Here is an 18,330-nt window from a genome sequence, read left to right on the forward strand (position 1 = left end):
GAAGTACTGCACGCAGACGAAAGCAAGTCATCCGTATGCATTGTAACGAGATACCCGTAATGCTTGTGTTGAGCATAGCAGCCTGAGTTGGTATGCCGTGAACGCTGCGATCATCGCTTATTCATCTGCGGGGGCTGTGGCTGAATCGACACCGGTTCTATATACACTTTCCAGCCATTGTTGACTGCTTCAGTTTGGACACCGGCCATCGACACCTAGAAAGACAACAGGCTGCTTGGGGTCGAGAGCACGCATTCTGCCATGTAGGTGGCAGTCGTTCATAAAGCCTAATAGATTTCCTGATCCTGGTCGTTTTCAACCAATGACCGATATTACGACCTAAAAAGAAAGTACCAGTTTAAATCGGATATTCTCCATTATTTCAGCGGTTTCCAGATGTGCTGAATGATCGGGAGCATAACGGTTTATTGCAGGGTGTCGATCCGCAGGTCGATACCCTGGATGTCGGCCCTTGCCGCGAGGTGCTGGATGTATTGGGAGACAGCGCGGCGGTAGACGGACTCGGTGAGGTAGGCGGCGATGCGGGCATGCACGGCCACGAATGGCAGTTGTTGCCCGTGGATGCGTTCGTCGAGGCGGACGATATGGAAGCCGTAGCGGGATTCGACCAGTTTCGAGTGGATTCGGCCGACGCTCATGCACGCGAGGTCTGCCTCGAATTCGGGCACGGTCTGGCCGCGTGAGATGTACCCGAGGCTACCGCCATTCGATGCCGATGGGCAGGCGGAGGTTGCAAGGGCGGCCGCGGCGAAACCTGACGGATCGGCGAGCAGGGCATCGAGGCAGATTTGTGCCCGTTGCCGGGCGCTGGCGCGTGCGGGTTCGTCATCCGGCAGGGCCACCACCAGGATGTGCGAGACCTCGTAGGCGTCGGGTTCGCGAAAGCGCTCGGTGTTGGCCGCGTAATAGGTGCGGCAGCTTTGTTCATCGGCCTCCGGTGTGCGCACCTCGCGCGCGAGCAGGGTTCTGATCAGGCCGTCCTCATGGGCTTCGTCTTCATCTTCCCCCGTGTCTCCGTGCGGCGGGTCCGGTTCGTCGATTTTCTGCGTTGTGGCTTCTTGCAACAGCAGCGAGCGGATGACCAATGCGAGGGCGGCCTGATGCTGGCGTTCGGCGATGTCGGGGTGATCGTGGTATGCGGATTCGACGTTGATCGCGCGTTCGTTTATTTCGATGCCATTGATGAGCAGGGTCATGACGGCTTCCTCAGGCCTGGCGTTTGCGTACGATCTGGTAACGGCGGCCGAGGTACCAGACCGGTGCGCTCCAGATGTGTACCAAACGCGTGAAGGGGAACAATAGGAAGACGGTCAAGCCGAGGAACAGGTGGATTTTATAGATCCAGGGGACGCCGGCCACGAGTGTGGCGGCACCGGGCTGGAAGGTGACGATGCGCTGCGCCCAGTCGCTGAGCACGATCATCATCGACCCGTCCAGATGCGCGGCCGAGAACGGGATGGTGAGCAGGCCGAGTAGCAGTTGCACGTAGAGGATGATGAGAATGGGGATGTCCATCTGCGAGCTTTGAGCGCGTACCCGAGGATTGGTGAGACGGCGCAGGAGTAGGATTGCGCCGCCGACCGCAGCGAACAGTCCGAACAGCCCGCCGGTGACCATCGCGATCACTTGTTTGGAGCCTGCAGTCATGCCGAGATAAGGATAAAGAGCATGCGGCATCAGCAGGCCGACGAGGTGCCCGAAGAACAGGAACAGGATGCCAACGTGAAACAGATTGTTGCCCAACCGGAAGCGGGGCGTGTTGTCCACGATCTGGCTGGAGTTGGTTTTCCAGGTGTATTGACTCATGTCGAATCGCACGACACTGCCTACCAGAAATACCGTGCCGGCGATGTAGGGGTAGTAACCGAACAGCAAGTTGTTTAGATAGTCCATGGGTTGTCTCCTGTCATCGGGTCTGCGCAGCGTGCCAGTGCACGGGCTGTGCCTCATCGCTGGACTTGTGGACGGAGGTGCAGGTGTCGTCTGGGCCGCCGAAGGTGACTGGCGTCTCCTGCCAAACCTGGTCGAGCGCCTGAGGCGTATCGTCAGGCGTCTCGGCACCTGCCTGGTGATGGATGTCTGCGGCTTCTGGGTCGAGACCGGCTAGGCGGACGAGTGGGGCGAACAATGCCGCATAGTCGCTGCCGCGCGTCGCGAGGCGAGCGTGCAGTAGCTGCATCAGCTGCCCGGTTGCAGCGAGCCAGTCCTGCGCCTGCGCAGGCGTTTGTGTCGAGAGGAATTCCAGGAACAGCGGGATGTAATCGGGCAGTTCTGGCACCGCAATTTCGAAGCCTGCCCGGCGATAGGTTTGCAGCAGCTCGATCATGGCCTGACCACGGTCGCGCGACTCGCCATGTACATGCTCGAACAAGTACAGCGAGCGTGCGCGTCCGCGGTCGAACGTGTCGACGTAGGCCGACTGTGCGTCGAGCAGCTCCTGTTCGCACAGTCGAGCGATAAAGTCGGCGACGGCGTCGTATTCGGCGCGTCGTAGCAATTTTTCTCGCGCGAGCACTTGGCGCATGTCCTCACCGTGCGCCAGCAGCGCCTCGTCTGGGTAATGCAGCAAGGCGGCGATGACCTTGAATGTCAGCATGTTGCTCTCCTTAGGTCGCATCCTTGTGATCGATCGTTTCCGCGACTACGGGCACCGGAAATTTGCGACGGCGCGGGTTCTTGGAACCGAATAGATTGGTTGGGGTAACGCCGCTGGTGTTGCAGCCGTCGCCGAAGCTGAAACCGCAGCCGCTGCGTTCGCCGTAGGCGTCGTCGGTGGAAATCTCGCGGTGGCCGCCAGGGACCACGAAGCGGTCTTCGTAGTTGGCGATCGCCATGATCCGATACATTTCATCGAGCTGTGTCTGACTCAGACCCACCTGGTCGAGCACATCGGTGCGGGTGACGCCATCCACGGTTTGGCTGCGCTTGTAGATGCGCATGGCGAGCATGCGTTCGAGGGCATGTTGCACCGGTGCCGTGTCGCCGGCGGTGAGCAGATTGGCCAGATACTGGATCGGGATACGCAGTGATTTGACATCGGGAATGGCGCCGTCGAAGCCGATCTGTCCCTGATCCACCGCGGCGCTGATCGACGATAACGGCGGGATGTACCAGACCATGGGCAGCGTGCGGTATTCGGGGTGTAGCGGGAAGGCGACCTTCCAGTCGATGGCCATTTTGTATACGGGAGATTGGCGCGCGGCTTCCAACCAGGATTCGGGTACACCGTCCCTGCGTGCCTGCGCGATAACAGCGGGATCGTTGGGATCCAGGAATATATCGAGCTGAGCCTGATAGAGATCCTGTTCATTTGCCTGCGAGGCGGCGTGCTTGATTCGGTCCGCGTCGTAGAGCACCACGCCGAGATAGCGGATACGTCCGACACAGGTTTCCGAACAGATGGTCGGTTGCCCCGCCTCGATGCGTGGGTAACAGAAAATGCATTTTTCGGATTTCCCCGATTGCCAGTTGTAATAGATTTTTTTGTAAGGGCAGCCAGAAATACACATGCGCCAACCGCGGCATTTGTCCTGATCGATCAGGACGATGCCGTCCTCTTCACGCTTATAGATGGCACCGGATGGACAGCTTGCCACGCAGGTCGGATTGAGGCAGTGCTCACAGAGTCTGGGCAGATACATCATGAAGGTGTTTTCGAATTGCCCGTAGATTTCTTTTTCCATATTTCGGAAGTTGTAATCCTTGGCGCGTTTCTCGAACTCACCCCCCAGGATTTCTTCCCAATTCGGCCCCCATTCGATCTTGTCCATGGGTTTTCCGGTCAGCGCCGAATAGGGTTTCGCGGTGGGCTGAGCCTTGGATTCCGGGGCGTTGTGCAGGCGCTGGTAATCGAAATTGAAGGGCTCGTAATAATCTTCGATCTGCGGCAGGTCTGGATTGGCGAAGACCTGCGCGAGTACGCGCCACTTATTGCCGATGCGGGGAATCAATTTTCCCGTACTCCGGGTGCGCCGCCAGCCACCATTCCAGCGCGACTGATTTTCCCATTCCTTGGGATAGCCGATGCCGGGCTTGGTTTCAACGTTGTTGAACCAGGCGTATTCCACACCCTCGCGCGAGGTCCAGACATTCTTGCAGGTGATCGAACAGGTGTGACAGCCGATGCATTTGTCCAGATTCAGGACCATGCCGATCTGAGCGCGTACTCTCATCGTGTGTACTCCTGTGTCAGGATGCTTTCGTCATCACCTTCGAGCCAGTTGACCTTGGCCATTTTGCGCAAGATGATGAATTCATCTCGGTTTGAGCCGACCGTGCCGTAATAATTGAAGCCGTAACTCAGCTGGGCATAGCCGCCGATCATGTGGGTGGGTTTGGGCACCACGCGGGTAACCGAATTGTGAATGCCGCCGCGTTCGCCGGTTATTTCCGAGCCGGGCGTATTCACGATGCGTTCCTGGGCGTGATACATCATGGTCATGCCGACTGGGACGCGCTGCGAGACCACGGCGCGTGCCACCAACGCACCATTACGGTTGAAGACCTCGATCCAGTCGTTGTCGACGATGCCGGCGGTCTTGGCATCGATCTCGGACAGCCACACGATGGGCCCGCCACGCGAGAGCGTGAGCATGAGCAGGTTGTCGGTGTAGGTGCTGTGGATGCCCCATTTTTGATGTGGGGTGATCCAGTTCAGCACCAGTTCCTTGTTGCCGTTCGAGCGTTTTTCGAACAGTGGCTCGATGTCACGCGTGTTGATGGGTGGTCGGTAGGTGGTGAAGCCCTCGCCGAAGGCCAGCATCCAAGCGTGGTCTTGGTAAAATTGCTGGCGCCCGGTCAGCGTGCGCCACGGGATCAGCTCGTTGACATTGGTCCAGCCGGCGTTGTAGCTGACCTCTTCGGATTCAATGCCGGACCAGGTCGGCGAGGAAATGATCTTGCGTGGCTGGGCCTGGATGTCACGAAAGCGGATTTTTTCGTCTTCCTTGTGCCGCGCGAGGTGGGCGTGTTCGCGACCGGTCACCTTGGATAGCGCCTCCCAGGCCTTGATTGCGACGTGGCCGTTGGTCTCCGGGGCGAGGCTGAGAATGGCCTCTGCGGCGTCGATGGCGGTCTCCATTTTCGGACGCCCCATGCGCGAGCTACCCTCGGTATGGCGGCCGTTCAAGTCACCGAGGAATTCGACTTCTTCGCCGGTGTTCCAGCCGATGCCCTTGCCGCCATTGCCGAGTTTTTCCAGCAAGGGGCCGATCGAGGTGAAACGCTCGAATGTGGCTGGGTAATCGCGTTCCACGACAATGATGTTCGGCATGGTCTTGCCTGGGATCGGTTCGCAGTCGCCCCGGCGCCAATCCTCAACATCGCATGCTTGACCCATTTCGGCAGGGGTATCGTGCAGCAGCGGTAGCGTGACGAGATCCTTTTCCACGCCAAGATGGCCTTTGACTACCTCGGAAAATTTCTCCGCGATGCCCTTGAAGATGCTCCAGTCGCTACGCGACTCCCAAACGGGGCTGACGGCCTCGGACAGCGGATGAATGAAGGGATGCATGTCCGAGGTATTCAGATCGTCCTTTTCATACCAGGTGGCCGTGGGCAGGATGATGTCCGAATACAGGCAGGTGGTGGACATGCGGAAATCTAGCGTGACCAGTAGGTCGAGTTTGCCGCGAGGCGCTTCTTCGTGCCAAGCCACGTCCTGCGGATGGGCGCCGCTCTCGGGGCCGAGTTCATCGCTCTGCACGCCGTCGCGGGTGCCGAGTAGATGGCGCAGGAAATATTCGTGGCCTTTGCCGCTGGAGCCGAGCAGATTGGAACGCCAGACGAACAGGTTACGTGGGAAATTGACCGGGTCGTCGGGGTCTTCGCAGCTCATTCGGAGATGCCCGTTCTTGAGTTGCTCAACGACATGGGCCTTGGGATCCTTGCCGGCGGCCTCGGCTTCCTTTGTCAGCGTGAGTGGATTACGTGCGAGCTGCGGGGCGGATGGCAGCCAACCCATGCGTTCGGCGCGCACGTTGCAGTCAATCAGGCTCATCTGCCAGTCTTCGGGGTCGACCAGCGGTGAGACCAGATCGGACACGCGCTGTGTCTCGTAGCGCCATTGATCGGTGTGCGCGTAGAAAAAGGAGGTCCCGTTCATGTGGCGGGGTGGACGGGACCAATCCAGGGCGAAGGCGACGGGCAGCCAGCCCGTCTGCGGGCGCAGCTTTTCCTGGCCGACATAATGCGCCCAGCCACCGCCGGACTGGCCGACGCAACCGCAGAGCATCAACATGTTGATGATGCCGCGGTAGTTCATATCCATGTGATACCAGTGATTGAGCCCCGCACCGAGAATCACCATGGAGCGCCCGCGAGTTTTGGCGGCCGTATCGGCGAATTCGCGCGCGGTATTGATCACCTTGCGGCGGTCGACACCGGTAATGTGCTCCTGCCACGCGGGCGTGTAGGGCAGGTCGTCGTCGAAGCTGCTGGCCACGCCGGGGTCGTTCAGGCCTCGGTCCAACCCGTAGTGGGCCAGCATCAGGTCGTAGACGGTGGCCACTAGCGCCTCCTGCCCGTCAGCCAGGCGCAGGCGCCTGACCGGAACCCTGCGCATGAGCACGTCGTCGTGAGCGGTGTGGCGAAAATGCTCACGTTCGATCCCGCCGAAATAAGGGAAGACCACCTCGCTGACTTCGTCGTGCGCGTCAATCAGGGATAACCGGAAGCGCACTTCACGTTCGTTGTCAGCGGCCCTGGATTCGAGATTCCATTGCCCGCTTTCGTCCCAGCGGAAGCCGATCGAGCCCTGCGGCACGATCACTGCTTGGGAATCTTCATCAAAGGCGACGGTCTTCCATTCCGGGTGCTTGGTTTGTCCAAGGGCAGCGTCGAAGTCCGATGCGCGCAGGAAGCGTCCGGGCGTCAGGCCCTTGAAGCCTGGGTCGAGGCGTACAAGAAACGGCAGATCGGTATAACGTCGGCAATAATCGATGAAATATTCGTTGGGATTGTCGAGGTGAAATTCGCGCAGGATGACATGACCCATGGCCATCGCCAGTGCGGCGTCTGTCCCTTGCTTGGGCGCGAGCCAGACGTCGGCGAATTTGGTGGCTTCGGCATAATCGGGTGAGACGACTGCGATCTTCGTGCCGTTGTAGCGGGCCTCGGTCATGAAGTGGGCGTCGGGTGTGCGGGTTTGCGGGACGTTGGACCCCCACATCATGATGAATTTGGCGTTGTACCAGTCGGCTGATTCGGGGACATCGGTCTGTTCGCCCCAGGTCATCGGCGAGCTGGGGGGGAGGTCGCAGTACCAGTCATAGAAGGAGAGGCAGACGCCGCCTATCAGCGAGAGATATCGACTGCCAGCTGCATACGACACCATCGACATTGCGGGGATCGGCGAAAAACCGATGACGCGGTCGGGGCCGTATTTTTTGATGGTGTAGACATTGGCCGCGGCGATGATTTCATTGACCTCTTCCCAGTTGCTGCGCACCAGGCCGCCAAGGCCGCGACGAGTTTTGTATGCGTTGGCTTTCTCGGTATTTTCGACGATCGATATCCAGGCTTCCACGGGGTCATCATGACTGGCGCGAGCCTCGCGCCAGAGTTTGAGCAGCCGCCCACGGATCATCGGATATTTGAGACGGTTTGCGCTGTAGATATACCAGGAGAAACTTGCGCCGCGCGGACAGCCGCGAGGTTCGTGGTTGGGTAGGCCTGGGCGTGTTCGGGGATAATCGGTTTGCTGGGTTTCCCAGGTCACCAGACCATCCTTGACATAGATCTTCCAGCTGCAGGAACCGGTGCAGTTCACGCCGTGGGTCGAACGCACGATTTTGTCGTGCTGCCAACGCTGCCGGTAAGATTTTTCCCATGAGCGATCTTCCAGTGTGGTCTGTCCGTGGCCATCTGAAAATTCGTCCTGGACCTTGCGAAAGAACGTCAGTCGATCGAGGAAATGGCTCATGAGGCTGCCTCCGTATCGGTCGCGGCGTGACCGTGCCGCTGAGCTAAGTAAATGAGGTGTGGTTCCACGGTGTTGAGCGGATCGCGGCATGGCCTCGTGGCCGCCGCCGGGCATCCAATGGCACTGTCTTCGAATGACGGCATGATTCGGGTCTCGTATTCTGCTCGTGGGACTTAAAGGCGCGAGTGATGCGTGCCTGTTATTTATTTCACTCGATGGGGCGCGACGCGCACGGGGGAGGTATGGATGGCCACGCCCTTACGTGTCGTGTAGAGCAGGACAGTGAAGAGCAGACTGATCAGCGCCAGAATTACGTAGACGACGTAGCCGCGCGCGTATCCGATGGTGCCCATGCGCTCGGCGATACTGCCGAGTAGCGGTGGCACGACGAACCCGCCGAGCGCACCCAGACCACCAACCCAGCCGGCGGTGCCGCCGACCGCATCGGGCACGTAGAGCGGTACGAGCTTGAATACTGCAGCGTTGTTTACGCCCATGCCGGCACCGACCAGAATTTCGCCGGCGACGGTGATCCAGAAGCTACCGGAAAACGTCATAAGCAGTGCGCCGGCGAGCAGGACGAGCAATGCGACGGCGGCCACAAGCTCGCCGCCAAAGCGATCTGCCCAGCTACCGCCGGGCACGCGAATGATCGAAGAGAACAGCGAAAAACCCGCGGTGAGTGCGATCGCAGCCATGGGTGTCGCGTGGTAAAAAGTCTGCCAAAAATTGGGTAACCACGCAGTCAATGCCAGGAAGCCGCCGAAGGTGGTGAAATAAAGGATCACCAGCGGCCAGGTGCGCCAGCTCATGGCCGAGTCGCGTAAGGTTTTGAACATACTGACCGCCGGGAAGAGTTCCTGTCCGTGTCTGGCGGCTTCTTCGCGTGCCTGATCGGGCGGCACGTCTTGGTGGCGCAATTGGAAATAAGGTGCGTTGAAGCCAATGACGACGTATAGCGCGATGCCCGCGATTACGATGGCGAGCGAAACGAGATATCCCATCCATAATCCACCTGCAGCGATAATCAGCGGCAGAATGATCGCAACCAGCCCTGGCGACGTGTTGCCCAGCCCGGCATAGATAGCAAGTGCCCGGCCCTGGCTGTTTCTCGGGTACCAGTACGACACTTGGCCAATACCGACAGAGAACGTGGCGATACCGCAGCCGCCCAGCGCCCCGAAGAACAGTAACCATGGGTAATGGGCTTGTGTCAGATGGTCGGGGTAGAGCGTCAGTAGCATCCAGTACAGACCGGCGATCCCGATGACTGATGCCAACAACAGAATCAGAAAAGGCAGTTTGCCGCCATTGCGGTCTACCCAGGCACCAAAGGGTATGCGCAGTAGCGACCCGGTCAACATGGGAATGGCGACCAGGAAGCCAACCTGTGCGGGCGTCAACTGCATAACTTCAATGAAGCCGTGGGCGGTAGGGCCGAAGAGTGAAACAGCGCCGAATCCGATGAAAAATCCGACGGTGGCGCCGATCAAGGATTTGACGGCACTGCCTTTAATGGGTGTGGGTGCCTGTGCGGTTTTGGGGGAGGGCATGATTTTCTCCTCGACTGGGGTCTATCGGAATCTGCATGTGTGGAATATTGATAGCAGGTACGCGTTCGTTTATTCATGATCCCGATCATGAATTTATTGTTAACCGATATTAATTTGAATTTCGGTTGTTTGAATTTTTTCAGCCGAGTGGTTGTTTTGTTTTTTTATATTTTTTGTTTGGTATTTTTTTGTTTTTTTTGGGGTGTGCATAGAAACCTAATGGCTTGGATGTTGTGTCCAGCCACGAGATATTTCTCCATGTTTTTGTGTTTCTGAAAAATTTAATTATTTTGACGTGCGGGTGTGCCCTTGTTGTCGATTGTGTGAGTGTCGGGCTGGGTCCAGGCGGATCGATGAATACATTATGATTACGCTGATGCCCATGGGGGCGAGCGTAGGTGCAACCTGCATCGATTCATTTGGTGAGCCCGCAAACATACCGCGTGGCCGATCTGAATCGGTCACGCGTCGAAATGAATTTCCACCCCCTTCTTGCCATGGAAACGGCATTCGCATGTTTTGTAGCATTCGCTTCCCGGTTGGATATTGATCTGGATCAAGGAGGGCGGGAGCGATGATCATCGCTGCAGGAAATTGGCTGCGATGCGGCGGATCAAGGCCCGCTCCCGGTACGCGCGCGGAGATGGTTTTACCTTGTGGCGACGGAGTTGTGCGATCAGTCGTGCAGGTTGGGTGCGGCTGCGAGTGTTCTGAGCCCTGGCACATCAAGCAGGCGGAGGCTGCGAGCGTGCATTTCGATCAGGCCGCGGCGCTGCAGTTCGCCGAGCAGTCGCGAGAGTGTTTCCGGCTTGATGGCGAGGTGCGCGGCGACCACGGATTTGGAGGCCGGGAGTTGAAGGGCGTCGCCGGATTCCGCGAGTGCTAGCAGGTAGGCGATCAGCCGATAGTGCGCACTTTCGAGCGTCTGCGCCTCGACTTCGGCCAGCAGACCCTGGATACGCCGCGTCTGTTGCGCGAGCAGGGCAATGCAGGTCGATGGCGCATCGAGCAGGAGGCCGCGGAATGTTGCAGCATCGACAGCCCAGACTTCACTGGCTTCGAGGGACTGGGCGCTGACTGGGTAAACGGCCTGCTCCATGAAGGCGATACCCTCGGCGAAGGTGCCGCCAGGCGATACGATGCTCATAACCTTTTCTTCGCCCTGGCGCGAGAGCATGAATAGCTTGATGCGTCCGGTGCGCAACAGAAAAAATTCCGCCGCCGGGGCGCCGGCATGGAACAGCGGCTCGTCGCGTTCAAGTTTATGGCGATGCGTGTGACGCGCCAGCACGTCGATTTGCCGTTGATCCAGCGTGGCGAACAGACCCACTTCTTGCAGGTTTTCGATCATTCGATCCGTTTCCATACGATGAATTGCCTGACCGTAGAGGCAATCACGGTAATGCCTAGAGGTCCGGCGTCAGTCTATACGCATCGTGCTTTGCTTGCGTGTAAGGGCCTGCGCTGACTAGGGTGTTGACGCGTGAGTTTTTCAGATATTGATCTGGGTCAATGCCGCCTCGGTGGGGCGACTGCCAAGCTGATGCCGTATGGTCGAATGGGTATTGTGCCGGATGGGAGGCGATGTGGAATTCACACTGAATGAGGATGCCGATAAGCGAGATGCGCGCACACGCCCGGTTCGGACGAGGCGCCCTGGTGCCGAAAGGATCGGGCTGGCCGCGATACGTGAGGTGGTCGATCGATTCTATGAACGGATTCAATGCGATCCCATGCTTGCATCGCGCTTCGCCACCGTGGAGGACTGGGATACACACAAGGCACGGCTTACGCATTTCTGGTGGGTCGCCCTGGGTGGCCCGGCCTACGCACCTTATCGTTATCGGGTGGTGGAAAAGCATCGCGACATTGGAGTTACGCGTGTGGAAATTGAACGTTGGCTTGAAATTTTTTCCGAATGCGTGCGGGCACAATTACCGGAGTCACTGGCAACGCGCTGGTTGCATCGTGCGAGGGCGATGAGCGCTTCGCTGGCGCAGGTGGCAGGAGAGGGTTTGGTATGAAATTCCCTTCTCCGGCCGCCAGCTTTGACGATCCACTGGGATTGCTGAGAGATTGCCATCAGCGTATGGAGGGTTTTTGCGAGACTCTGGAGCGCTTGCAGGTACATGTGCGGGCGCACGGTGTCGATGACGAAGCGCGAGCCGCCATCGCGCGAATTCAGGCCTATTTCAACCACGCCGCGCTGCATCATCACGCCGATGAAGAGGCTGATCTATTGCCCTTGCTGCATTTGCGCGCAGTGACGCACGAGGCGCAGATGGCGGTGACGGGTTGGGCTGCGCGTATCGATACAGATCATCGGGCCCTGGCGGCGTCCTGGGCAAAGTTGCGCGATGAATTGACGGCGTTGACCGATGGTCATCGCACTGGCCCATCTGAGTCCGCGGCATTCGTCGCCATGACACGGGCGCATTATCGTTTCGAGGACGAGTCTGTATTTCCGCTGGCGAGCACGCTGCTGACGGCTGATGATCGCGTGGCGCTGGGGCAGAGTATGGCACGCCGGCGCCGTGCCGGCCTTGCGGAGAATGTCTGATATGAACGTTCCCGAGAATCAGGCGCACTGTGTGCGCAAGCCGGCGCTGTTATTACCCGCCGGATATGAATCATTCAACCGGACACCCGATTTTGACCGCTATACGATGCCGCCAGGATTGGCTGAGTCGCATCGCACCACGCGAGGCGTTTGGGCTGAAATCGTGATCGAACACGGCAATCTGCGTTACGAGTGGCTCGACGGTTCCGGCGAGCATTGGCAGCTCGCAGCCGGCGAGATCGGTGTGATTCCCGCAGATTTGCCGCATCGGGTCGAACCGATGAGCGATGACACGCGCTTTTACCTGCGCCTGTATCGAGAGGCGCGGCTGCAGGGGGATAGAGCGTCGGCTTCGTGCAAGGCCCTGCGGTATCCGCTGGACTTGCGCCAGTTCCCACGGCCGCTCCGCGAGCATGAATTATTCGCCGCATTTGACGCGTTGTCGCCGGGGCAGTCGCTGTCGTTCGTCGATGACCGAGACACGCGTGCGTTACTTGAGCACTTCGCCGCGTCGCGTCGGCACCGTTTTTTATGGTTGCCGCAGGCCAATACGATCGGTCGCTGGGCAGTTTGCCTGTATCGGCGCGAGCCGCTGTCGTCGCCTCGCGTGGGCGAGGTGTTACAGGCGGACCATGCGCGTATCGACGAATTGCTCGATATCGCCACGGAACAAATGGCGGCCGGCCAGCGCGGCGGTGAGTCGCTGGATGATTTGATCTGGGGGCTGCGTCGACATATCCGTTTCGAGGAGCAGCGATTTTTCCCGTTGTTTCTGAGCTGCGGTGGCGCCGAGCCGCCGATTCGGGTGATGCTCGCGGAGCATGGTGCCATTGAGACGTATTTGTGTCGTTTGGAGAATGCACCTGAGGATGCCAAGGCGTTGGCTGAGCTTCGTCAGCTGCTCGGACAGCATAATTTTAAAGAGGAAGGCGTGCTCTACCCCATGCTCAATGCCTATCTTGAGGGGCGCGATGAGCCGCTGGTCGAGGATCTCTTCGCCAGTCTGTGATGACGCGCACCCTTGATGGCGCAGGGCATTGTGAGCGAAGCAATTTCGCGACGGCCAGAAAATCGGTGTGTCCCCTATCCGGCCGTACGCGGATACGGGACAATGCTCGAATCACATGCTAGCGGTAGCGCCCGGTGGATCAATGAACGCTGTTGTAAGACGTATCCATACATTATGCAGATCCTCACGCCGACACTCCCGGCCGAGGCGCCATGAGGGAGCCTGTCAGCGCATTGCGGATTCACAGTGGCCGATGTGCCGGTGACGAGCGATTTCCCGGTTGCCTTGGTTACGGGCTCCACCTCGGGTATCGGCGAGGCGATAGCGCGTCGCCTCGCTCGCGAGGGCATGGCGGTCGTTTTGCACTCGCGCGAATCGACGGCGGCAGGGCGCGCCTTGGCGGCCGAACTGGGGCAAGCCGCTTATGTGCAGGCCGATCTGATGCTGGATGCCGATCGGGTCCGCCTGATTCGGGAGGCGGTGGGCATCTGGGGGCGTCTCGATGTGCTGGTCAACAATGCCGGATCGAGTCGGGTCATTCCGCATGCGGATCTCGTCGCTGCGACGCCAGAGGTGTGGCAGCTTTTGTACGAAATCAATGTGGTGGCGCCCTTTCGTTTGGTGGCCGAGGCCGAGTCTGCATTGCGCGAGGCCGCCCGACGTGGCCGACCCGGCTGCGTGGTGAATATCAGTTCCCATGCCGGCGTGCGGCCTAAGGGAGCGTCGATCCCGTATGCCGCCACGAAGGCAGCGCTGAACCATGTGACCCGTTTGCTTGCCTTGTCGCTGGCACCAGACGTGCGCATCAACGCGGTCGCACCGGGTTTGGTCGACACGCCGATGACCGTGGATTGGACGGAGGCCCGGGAAGTCTGGCGAACGCGCGCGCCCATGCAGCGGGCGGCCAGCCCGGACGATATCGCGCAAGCGGTCGCGCTGCTGGTGGCCTCTGATTATCTGACGGGTGAGATACTGCTTTCAGATGGTGGCTTGAATCTGACGTGAAGACGATAAATTACGTGTATCTGAATCAAGTCGGCTCGGTCTGTAACGCCGCGCCTAGGCAGTAGCGTGACGGATATTTTGGCGGGATAGCCGGAAACGGACGGGCTGAGCAGCCATACTCCCCTCATAGCGTGGCAATGAATGCGATGAATCGCAGCCCACAGTCGTCCATGCTTGGTATGTTCAGTAAGACTCTGGCATGCTACGCCGCCCGCATGAAGACACCATGAAAACTCCCAAGCGAATCCAGCCACTGGTTGATGATGGCCTCGTTGATGAAGTCATCCGCTCATTGATGAGCGGCAAGGAGGCTTCGGTCTATATTGTGCGCTGTGGCTCCGAAATCCGCTGCGCCAAGGTCTACAAAGACGCAAGCCAGCGTAGCTTCAAGCAGGCGACTCAGTACCAAGAGGGACGCAAATCGCGTAACAGCCGCCGAGCGCGCGCCATGGAAAAGGGCTCGCGGTTTGGCCGTGAGCAGCAGGAAACTTCATGGCATAGCGCCGAGGTCGATGCGTTGTACCGGCTGGCAGAGGCCGGCGTGCGCGTACCCCAGCCTTTCGGCTGTTTTGAGGGGGTGCTGCTGATGGAGTTGATCACCGATGTAGACGGCGATGTGGCGCCCCGTTTAAACGACGTCTCCTTGTCTCACGAACAGGCGCTTGCCGGCCATGCGCAATTGATGAGAGACATCGTGCGTATGCTCTGTGCAGGCCTGGTGCATGGCGATCTGTCCGAATTTAATGTGCTAATGGATGCATCGGGTCCGGTCATCATCGACCTGCCGCAGGCGGTCGACGCCGCCGCCAACAACCATGCGCAATGGATGCTTGCGAGGGATGTTGAAAGCATCACCGCTTATTATGCGCAATCCGCCCCGGAGCTGAGCGACACGCGCTATGCACAGGAGATCTGGGCGCTCTATGAAAAGGGCGAATTGACCCCGGATGTGGCGCTGAGTGGTCGATTCGTGGAGGAAGCGACGGATGCAGATGTGGACGCAGTGCTGCAAGTGATTCAGGATGCCAGGGAAGAAGAGTTGGCCCGCAGGCAGCGTTTACTTGACTCTAACGAATCTGATTGATCATGCGGTATAGAATGCGCGCCAATGCGTCATGGGCAGCTTGAGCGTGCTCAAGCGTAACCAGCACACCACCTATTGTTAAAGCCTTTTTCCCCAATGATTACCCGTCTTGGAAATCCACTTTATTGATTGTTGACAATCGTCGCCAGTCAATGTCGTCGAGACAAAAAATCAGCATTCTGGGTCGTATCGATACTGATCGATTGGCATGCCATTGAGACAAATATATAAGCGAGAAAGCTATATATGACGGTCGGCCTTGTGGGCAGTTGTTTGTGCACAAGCGCGATGCCATCATCAGGCAATCTTTGGCTGCAATAAAAATAAAATTATAAGATTGTGATTTTTGTTGTTTTATTTGTTTCTCAAACAACGCCTTGAAAAGTATTCTTTTAATCCATGGTCCGTTCGGTTTGTGGGGGCATGGATGTTCTCTGGCGTGGTTGTAATCTGCGTGACTTGACTTGGATCAAGGTGGTGTTCCAGGGGCGACGTATATTCGATGCTGGATTGTGTCAATAATGGATGCTTCGGCATGAACGGTTCCGAGATAAATTCTACCTATGCCTATAGTCTGCACGGCAATTGTTATTTGAATGTGACTAACCGTTGCACGCTGCGTTGCCGTTTTTGTCCGAAGTTCAATGGTCAGTGGCTTGTGCAGAGCTACGGTCTTAAATTGTATCGAGAGCCAGATGTGGATGCATTAATAGATGCGGTAGGTGATGCAAGCACATGGAAAGAAGTCGTTTTTTGCGGACTGGGCGAGCCTACATTGCGTCTGGGCACAGTGCTGGAGACGGCACGACGACTGCATGAATCAGGAGTGCGTGTGCGGCTCAATACGGATGGTCTAAGCAATCATGTGTACGGGCATGATGTGATCCCCCGGTTGGCGAATGTGATCGATGCGGTCTCGGTATCGCTCAATGCGCAGACCGCAGCTGTATATGCCGTCCATTGCCGCCCACGGGATGCAGGTGCTTATCCGGCGGTGCTCGATTTTCTGTATCGAGCATCGGATTGTTTTGCGGAGGTGACCGCGACAGCCATCGATGGTTTGGTGGGTGTGGATATGGATACTTGTGCCGAAATCGCCGATAAAATGGGCGTGTCATTTCGGCGACGCGAGTTGGATAAAGTGGGTTGATGGTTTCGTAGGGTTCGCGGAAACGCGTGTTTTTGAGATCCATATACATCGCTTCGATGTGGCTTGTGTCATTTGATTGGTGATTGATATGTCTGTGGTAAAAATACCTGAATTGGTTTGCCCGGCCGGTAGTTTGCCCGCGTTGCGCGCGGCAGTGGATGGTGGCGCAGATGCGGTTTATTTGGGTCTTCAGAACGCGACCAATGCAAGAAATTTTCCGGGGCTTAACTTTTTTATTGAAGATATTAGGCGTGGCATAGAATATGCGCGCCAGCGAAATGCGAAGATTTTTTTGGCACTCAATACCTATCCACAGGCAGAAAACTGGGTGCAATGGACGTCGGCGGTTGATATCGCGGCTGACTTGAATGTTGATGCCGTCATCATGGCCGATCCTGGGCTATTGTCGTACGCAGTCAAAAAATATCCGTCATTGCGCCTGCATTTGTCGGTTCAGGGATCGGCTACCAATTTGCATGCATTGACATTTTACAAAGAACATTTTGGTGTCCAGCGTGCGGTGCTACCAAGAGTGCTTTCATTGCAGCAGGTTCGTGCAATTATAAAAATTGCACCATTGGAAATAGAGGTTTTTGGGTTTGGCAGTCTGTGTGTGATGGTCGAGGGTCGATGTGCCTTGTCATCGTATGTGACGGGGGAGTCGCCGAATACACGCGGCGTGTGCTCGCCTGCGCATGCCGTGCGTTGGGAGGAGACTTCGGCCGGACGGCAGGTGCGGTTGAATGGCGTGCTGGTGGATCGATATGCCCCTGGTGAGCCGGCCGGCTACCCCACTTTATGTAAAGGACGTTACCTCGTATCGGCGAAGGCGGATTATGCGATCGAAGAGCCGACCAGTCTTAGTGTGCTGGATATCTTGCCGGACTTGATCTCAGCTGGTGTGACGGCGATAAAGGTTGAGGGGCGTCAGCGTAGCCCGGCCTATGTCGGGCAGGTGACACAGGTGCTGAGACGGGCGCTGGATCGGTGTGGTCGTGATGCCGGGACATATCGGCCGGAGCCAGCTTGGCGGGAGACCCTCGACAAGCTGTCGGAAGGACAGAGCCACACGCTGGGCGCACTTGATCGCCCTTGGCAGTGAGTATGTATGGGAGGAGAAATGAAGTTAGCGTTAGGCCCTCTTGCCTATTACTGGCCGGAGCAAGTGATGCGGGATTTTTACCGACAGGTGGAATCCTGGCCTGTCGACATCGTCTACCTGGGTGAGGTCGTATGCGCAAAACGACGTAATTTTGGATTAGATGACTGGCTGGAAACAGCTGATCGATTGTCCGCCACGGGTAAGGAAATCGTGCTTTCGACTTTGGCACTGGTCGAAGCGGCTTCGGAGTTACATGCTCTTGAGCGGATATGCCGGAATGGCCGTTACCGAGTCGAAGCCAACGATATGGCCGCGGTACAGGTGTTATCCAGCGAGGCATCCTTTGTCGTGGGGCCGCATTTGAATTGCTATAACCCAGCGACTTTGGGGTTGCTGGCGGGTATGGGCGCTACCCGCTGGGTGGCACCGGTCGAAATGTCCGCCTCCATGCTCAATGCCATACAGTTGTCAGACTTTGAGGGTGTGGAGACAGAGGTGCTCGCCTACGGTCGTCTACCACTGGCCTTTTCGGCCAGGTGCTTTACGGCTAGGGACGCTGGCATACCGAAGGATCATTGCGAATTTCGTTGCGAGAAACACCCAGATGGATTGCGCTTGAGTACTCAGGAAAATCAACCGCTGTTTACGGTGAATGGTGTGCAATTGCAATCAGGTTTGCCCTGTAATTTACTCGATGATCTCGATACTTTACGAGATAGTGGCGTGGATGTGCTTCGATTGATGCCCCAAATGCATGGCATGGCGCAGATTGTCGAGGTGTTTCATCAAGCCATACATGGGCATGTGGGCACAATGGCGACTTTAGAGTTGCTTGAAACATTGAATCCAGATGGCTATTGCAATGGATACTGGCATGGAAACGAAGGTATGCACTGGTACCCCCCTACATTGAGAAGCGAGTAGC

At 57.6% G+C, this 18,330-nt stretch carries 15 protein-coding genes; 8 read left to right on the forward strand and 7 right to left on the reverse strand.

Features of this window, described 5'->3' with window-relative positions; all coding sequences use genetic code 11:
• Positions 1 to 425: 425 nt before the first annotated feature.
• The 7 genes from BI364_RS05015 to BI364_RS05045 all read right to left on the reverse strand — a co-directional run bounded on the left by BI364_RS05015 (position 426) and on the right by BI364_RS05045 (position 10,846).
• The gene (locus BI364_RS05015) at positions 426 to 1,217 is read right to left on the reverse strand and encodes a peptidylprolyl isomerase (protein WP_070077813.1); all 792 of its coding nucleotides are present in this window, start codon (positions 1,215 to 1,217) and stop codon (positions 426 to 428) included.
• A 10-nt stretch (positions 1,218 to 1,227) separates the two neighbouring features.
• Entirely contained in the window at positions 1,228 to 1,914 is a 687-nt protein-coding gene (gene narI, locus BI364_RS05020; RefSeq protein WP_070077814.1) for a respiratory nitrate reductase subunit gamma, read from the reverse strand.
• Between the two features lie 13 nt (positions 1,915 to 1,927).
• A complete protein-coding gene (gene narJ / locus BI364_RS05025; protein ID WP_070077815.1) occupies positions 1,928 to 2,617 on the reverse strand; it encodes a nitrate reductase molybdenum cofactor assembly chaperone in 690 nt (229 codons plus the stop codon).
• A 10-nt stretch (positions 2,618 to 2,627) separates the two neighbouring features.
• Positions 2,628 to 4,193 (reverse strand): nitrate reductase subunit beta, encoded by a 1,566-nt coding sequence (gene narH, locus BI364_RS05030; protein WP_070077816.1) that lies wholly within the window; start codon positions 4,191 to 4,193, stop codon positions 2,628 to 2,630.
• The gene (locus tag BI364_RS05035; protein ID WP_070077817.1) at positions 4,190 to 7,942 is read right to left on the reverse strand and encodes a nitrate reductase subunit alpha; all 3,753 of its coding nucleotides are present in this window, start codon (positions 7,940 to 7,942) and stop codon (positions 4,190 to 4,192) included. The genes narH and BI364_RS05035 overlap by 4 nt, the downstream gene beginning before the upstream one ends.
• A 203-nt stretch (positions 7,943 to 8,145) precedes the next feature.
• Positions 8,146 to 9,495: an MFS transporter gene (locus BI364_RS05040; RefSeq protein ID WP_070077818.1), complete on the reverse strand. Its 1,350-nt coding sequence runs from the start codon at positions 9,493 to 9,495 to the stop codon at positions 8,146 to 8,148.
• A 676-nt stretch (positions 9,496 to 10,171) separates the two neighbouring features.
• Positions 10,172 to 10,846: a Crp/Fnr family transcriptional regulator gene (locus BI364_RS05045; RefSeq protein WP_070079904.1), complete on the reverse strand. Its 675-nt coding sequence runs from the start codon at positions 10,844 to 10,846 to the stop codon at positions 10,172 to 10,174.
• A 235-nt stretch (positions 10,847 to 11,081) separates the two neighbouring features.
• On the opposite strand from BI364_RS05045, the gene BI364_RS05050 reads away from it, so the two are divergent.
• The 8 genes from BI364_RS05050 to BI364_RS05085 all read left to right on the forward strand — a co-directional run bounded on the left by BI364_RS05050 (position 11,082) and on the right by BI364_RS05085 (position 18,329).
• The gene (locus tag BI364_RS05050) at positions 11,082 to 11,519 is read left to right on the forward strand and encodes a truncated hemoglobin (protein WP_233279579.1); all 438 of its coding nucleotides are present in this window, start codon (positions 11,082 to 11,084) and stop codon (positions 11,517 to 11,519) included.
• The gene (locus BI364_RS05055; RefSeq protein ID WP_070077819.1) at positions 11,516 to 12,055 is read left to right on the forward strand and encodes a hemerythrin domain-containing protein; all 540 of its coding nucleotides are present in this window, start codon (positions 11,516 to 11,518) and stop codon (positions 12,053 to 12,055) included. Before BI364_RS05050 ends, BI364_RS05055 begins: the two co-directional genes overlap by 4 nt.
• Position 12,056: 1 nt before the next feature.
• Entirely contained in the window at positions 12,057 to 13,064 is a 1,008-nt protein-coding gene (locus BI364_RS05060; RefSeq protein WP_070077820.1) for a hemerythrin domain-containing protein, read from the forward strand.
• Between the two features lie 261 nt (positions 13,065 to 13,325).
• Positions 13,326 to 14,069, forward strand: coding sequence for an SDR family NAD(P)-dependent oxidoreductase (locus BI364_RS05065; RefSeq protein WP_070079906.1), 744 nt, complete (start codon positions 13,326 to 13,328; stop codon positions 14,067 to 14,069).
• Between the two features lie 226 nt (positions 14,070 to 14,295).
• Positions 14,296 to 15,153: a PA4780 family RIO1-like protein kinase gene (locus BI364_RS05070; RefSeq protein WP_070079907.1), complete on the forward strand. Its 858-nt coding sequence runs from the start codon at positions 14,296 to 14,298 to the stop codon at positions 15,151 to 15,153.
• A gap of 535 nt (positions 15,154 to 15,688) precedes the next feature.
• Positions 15,689 to 16,303 (forward strand): TatD family nuclease-associated radical SAM protein, encoded by a 615-nt coding sequence (locus BI364_RS05075; RefSeq protein ID WP_070077821.1) that lies wholly within the window; start codon positions 15,689 to 15,691, stop codon positions 16,301 to 16,303.
• Between the two features lie 88 nt (positions 16,304 to 16,391).
• On the forward strand, positions 16,392 to 17,405 hold the full coding sequence (ubiU, locus tag BI364_RS05080; protein ID WP_070077822.1) for a ubiquinone anaerobic biosynthesis protein UbiU: 1,014 nt from the start codon (positions 16,392 to 16,394) through the stop codon (positions 17,403 to 17,405).
• A gap of 6 nt (positions 17,406 to 17,411) precedes the next feature.
• Complete coding sequence (locus BI364_RS05085) at positions 17,412 to 18,329, forward strand: U32 family peptidase (protein ID WP_070077823.1); 918 nt, start codon at positions 17,412 to 17,414, stop codon at positions 18,327 to 18,329.
• Position 18,330: the final 1 nt, after the last annotated feature.

This window comes from Acidihalobacter yilgarnensis (assembly GCF_001753245.1).
Lineage (GTDB): Bacteria > Pseudomonadota > Gammaproteobacteria > DSM-5130 > Acidihalobacteraceae > Acidihalobacter > Acidihalobacter yilgarnensis.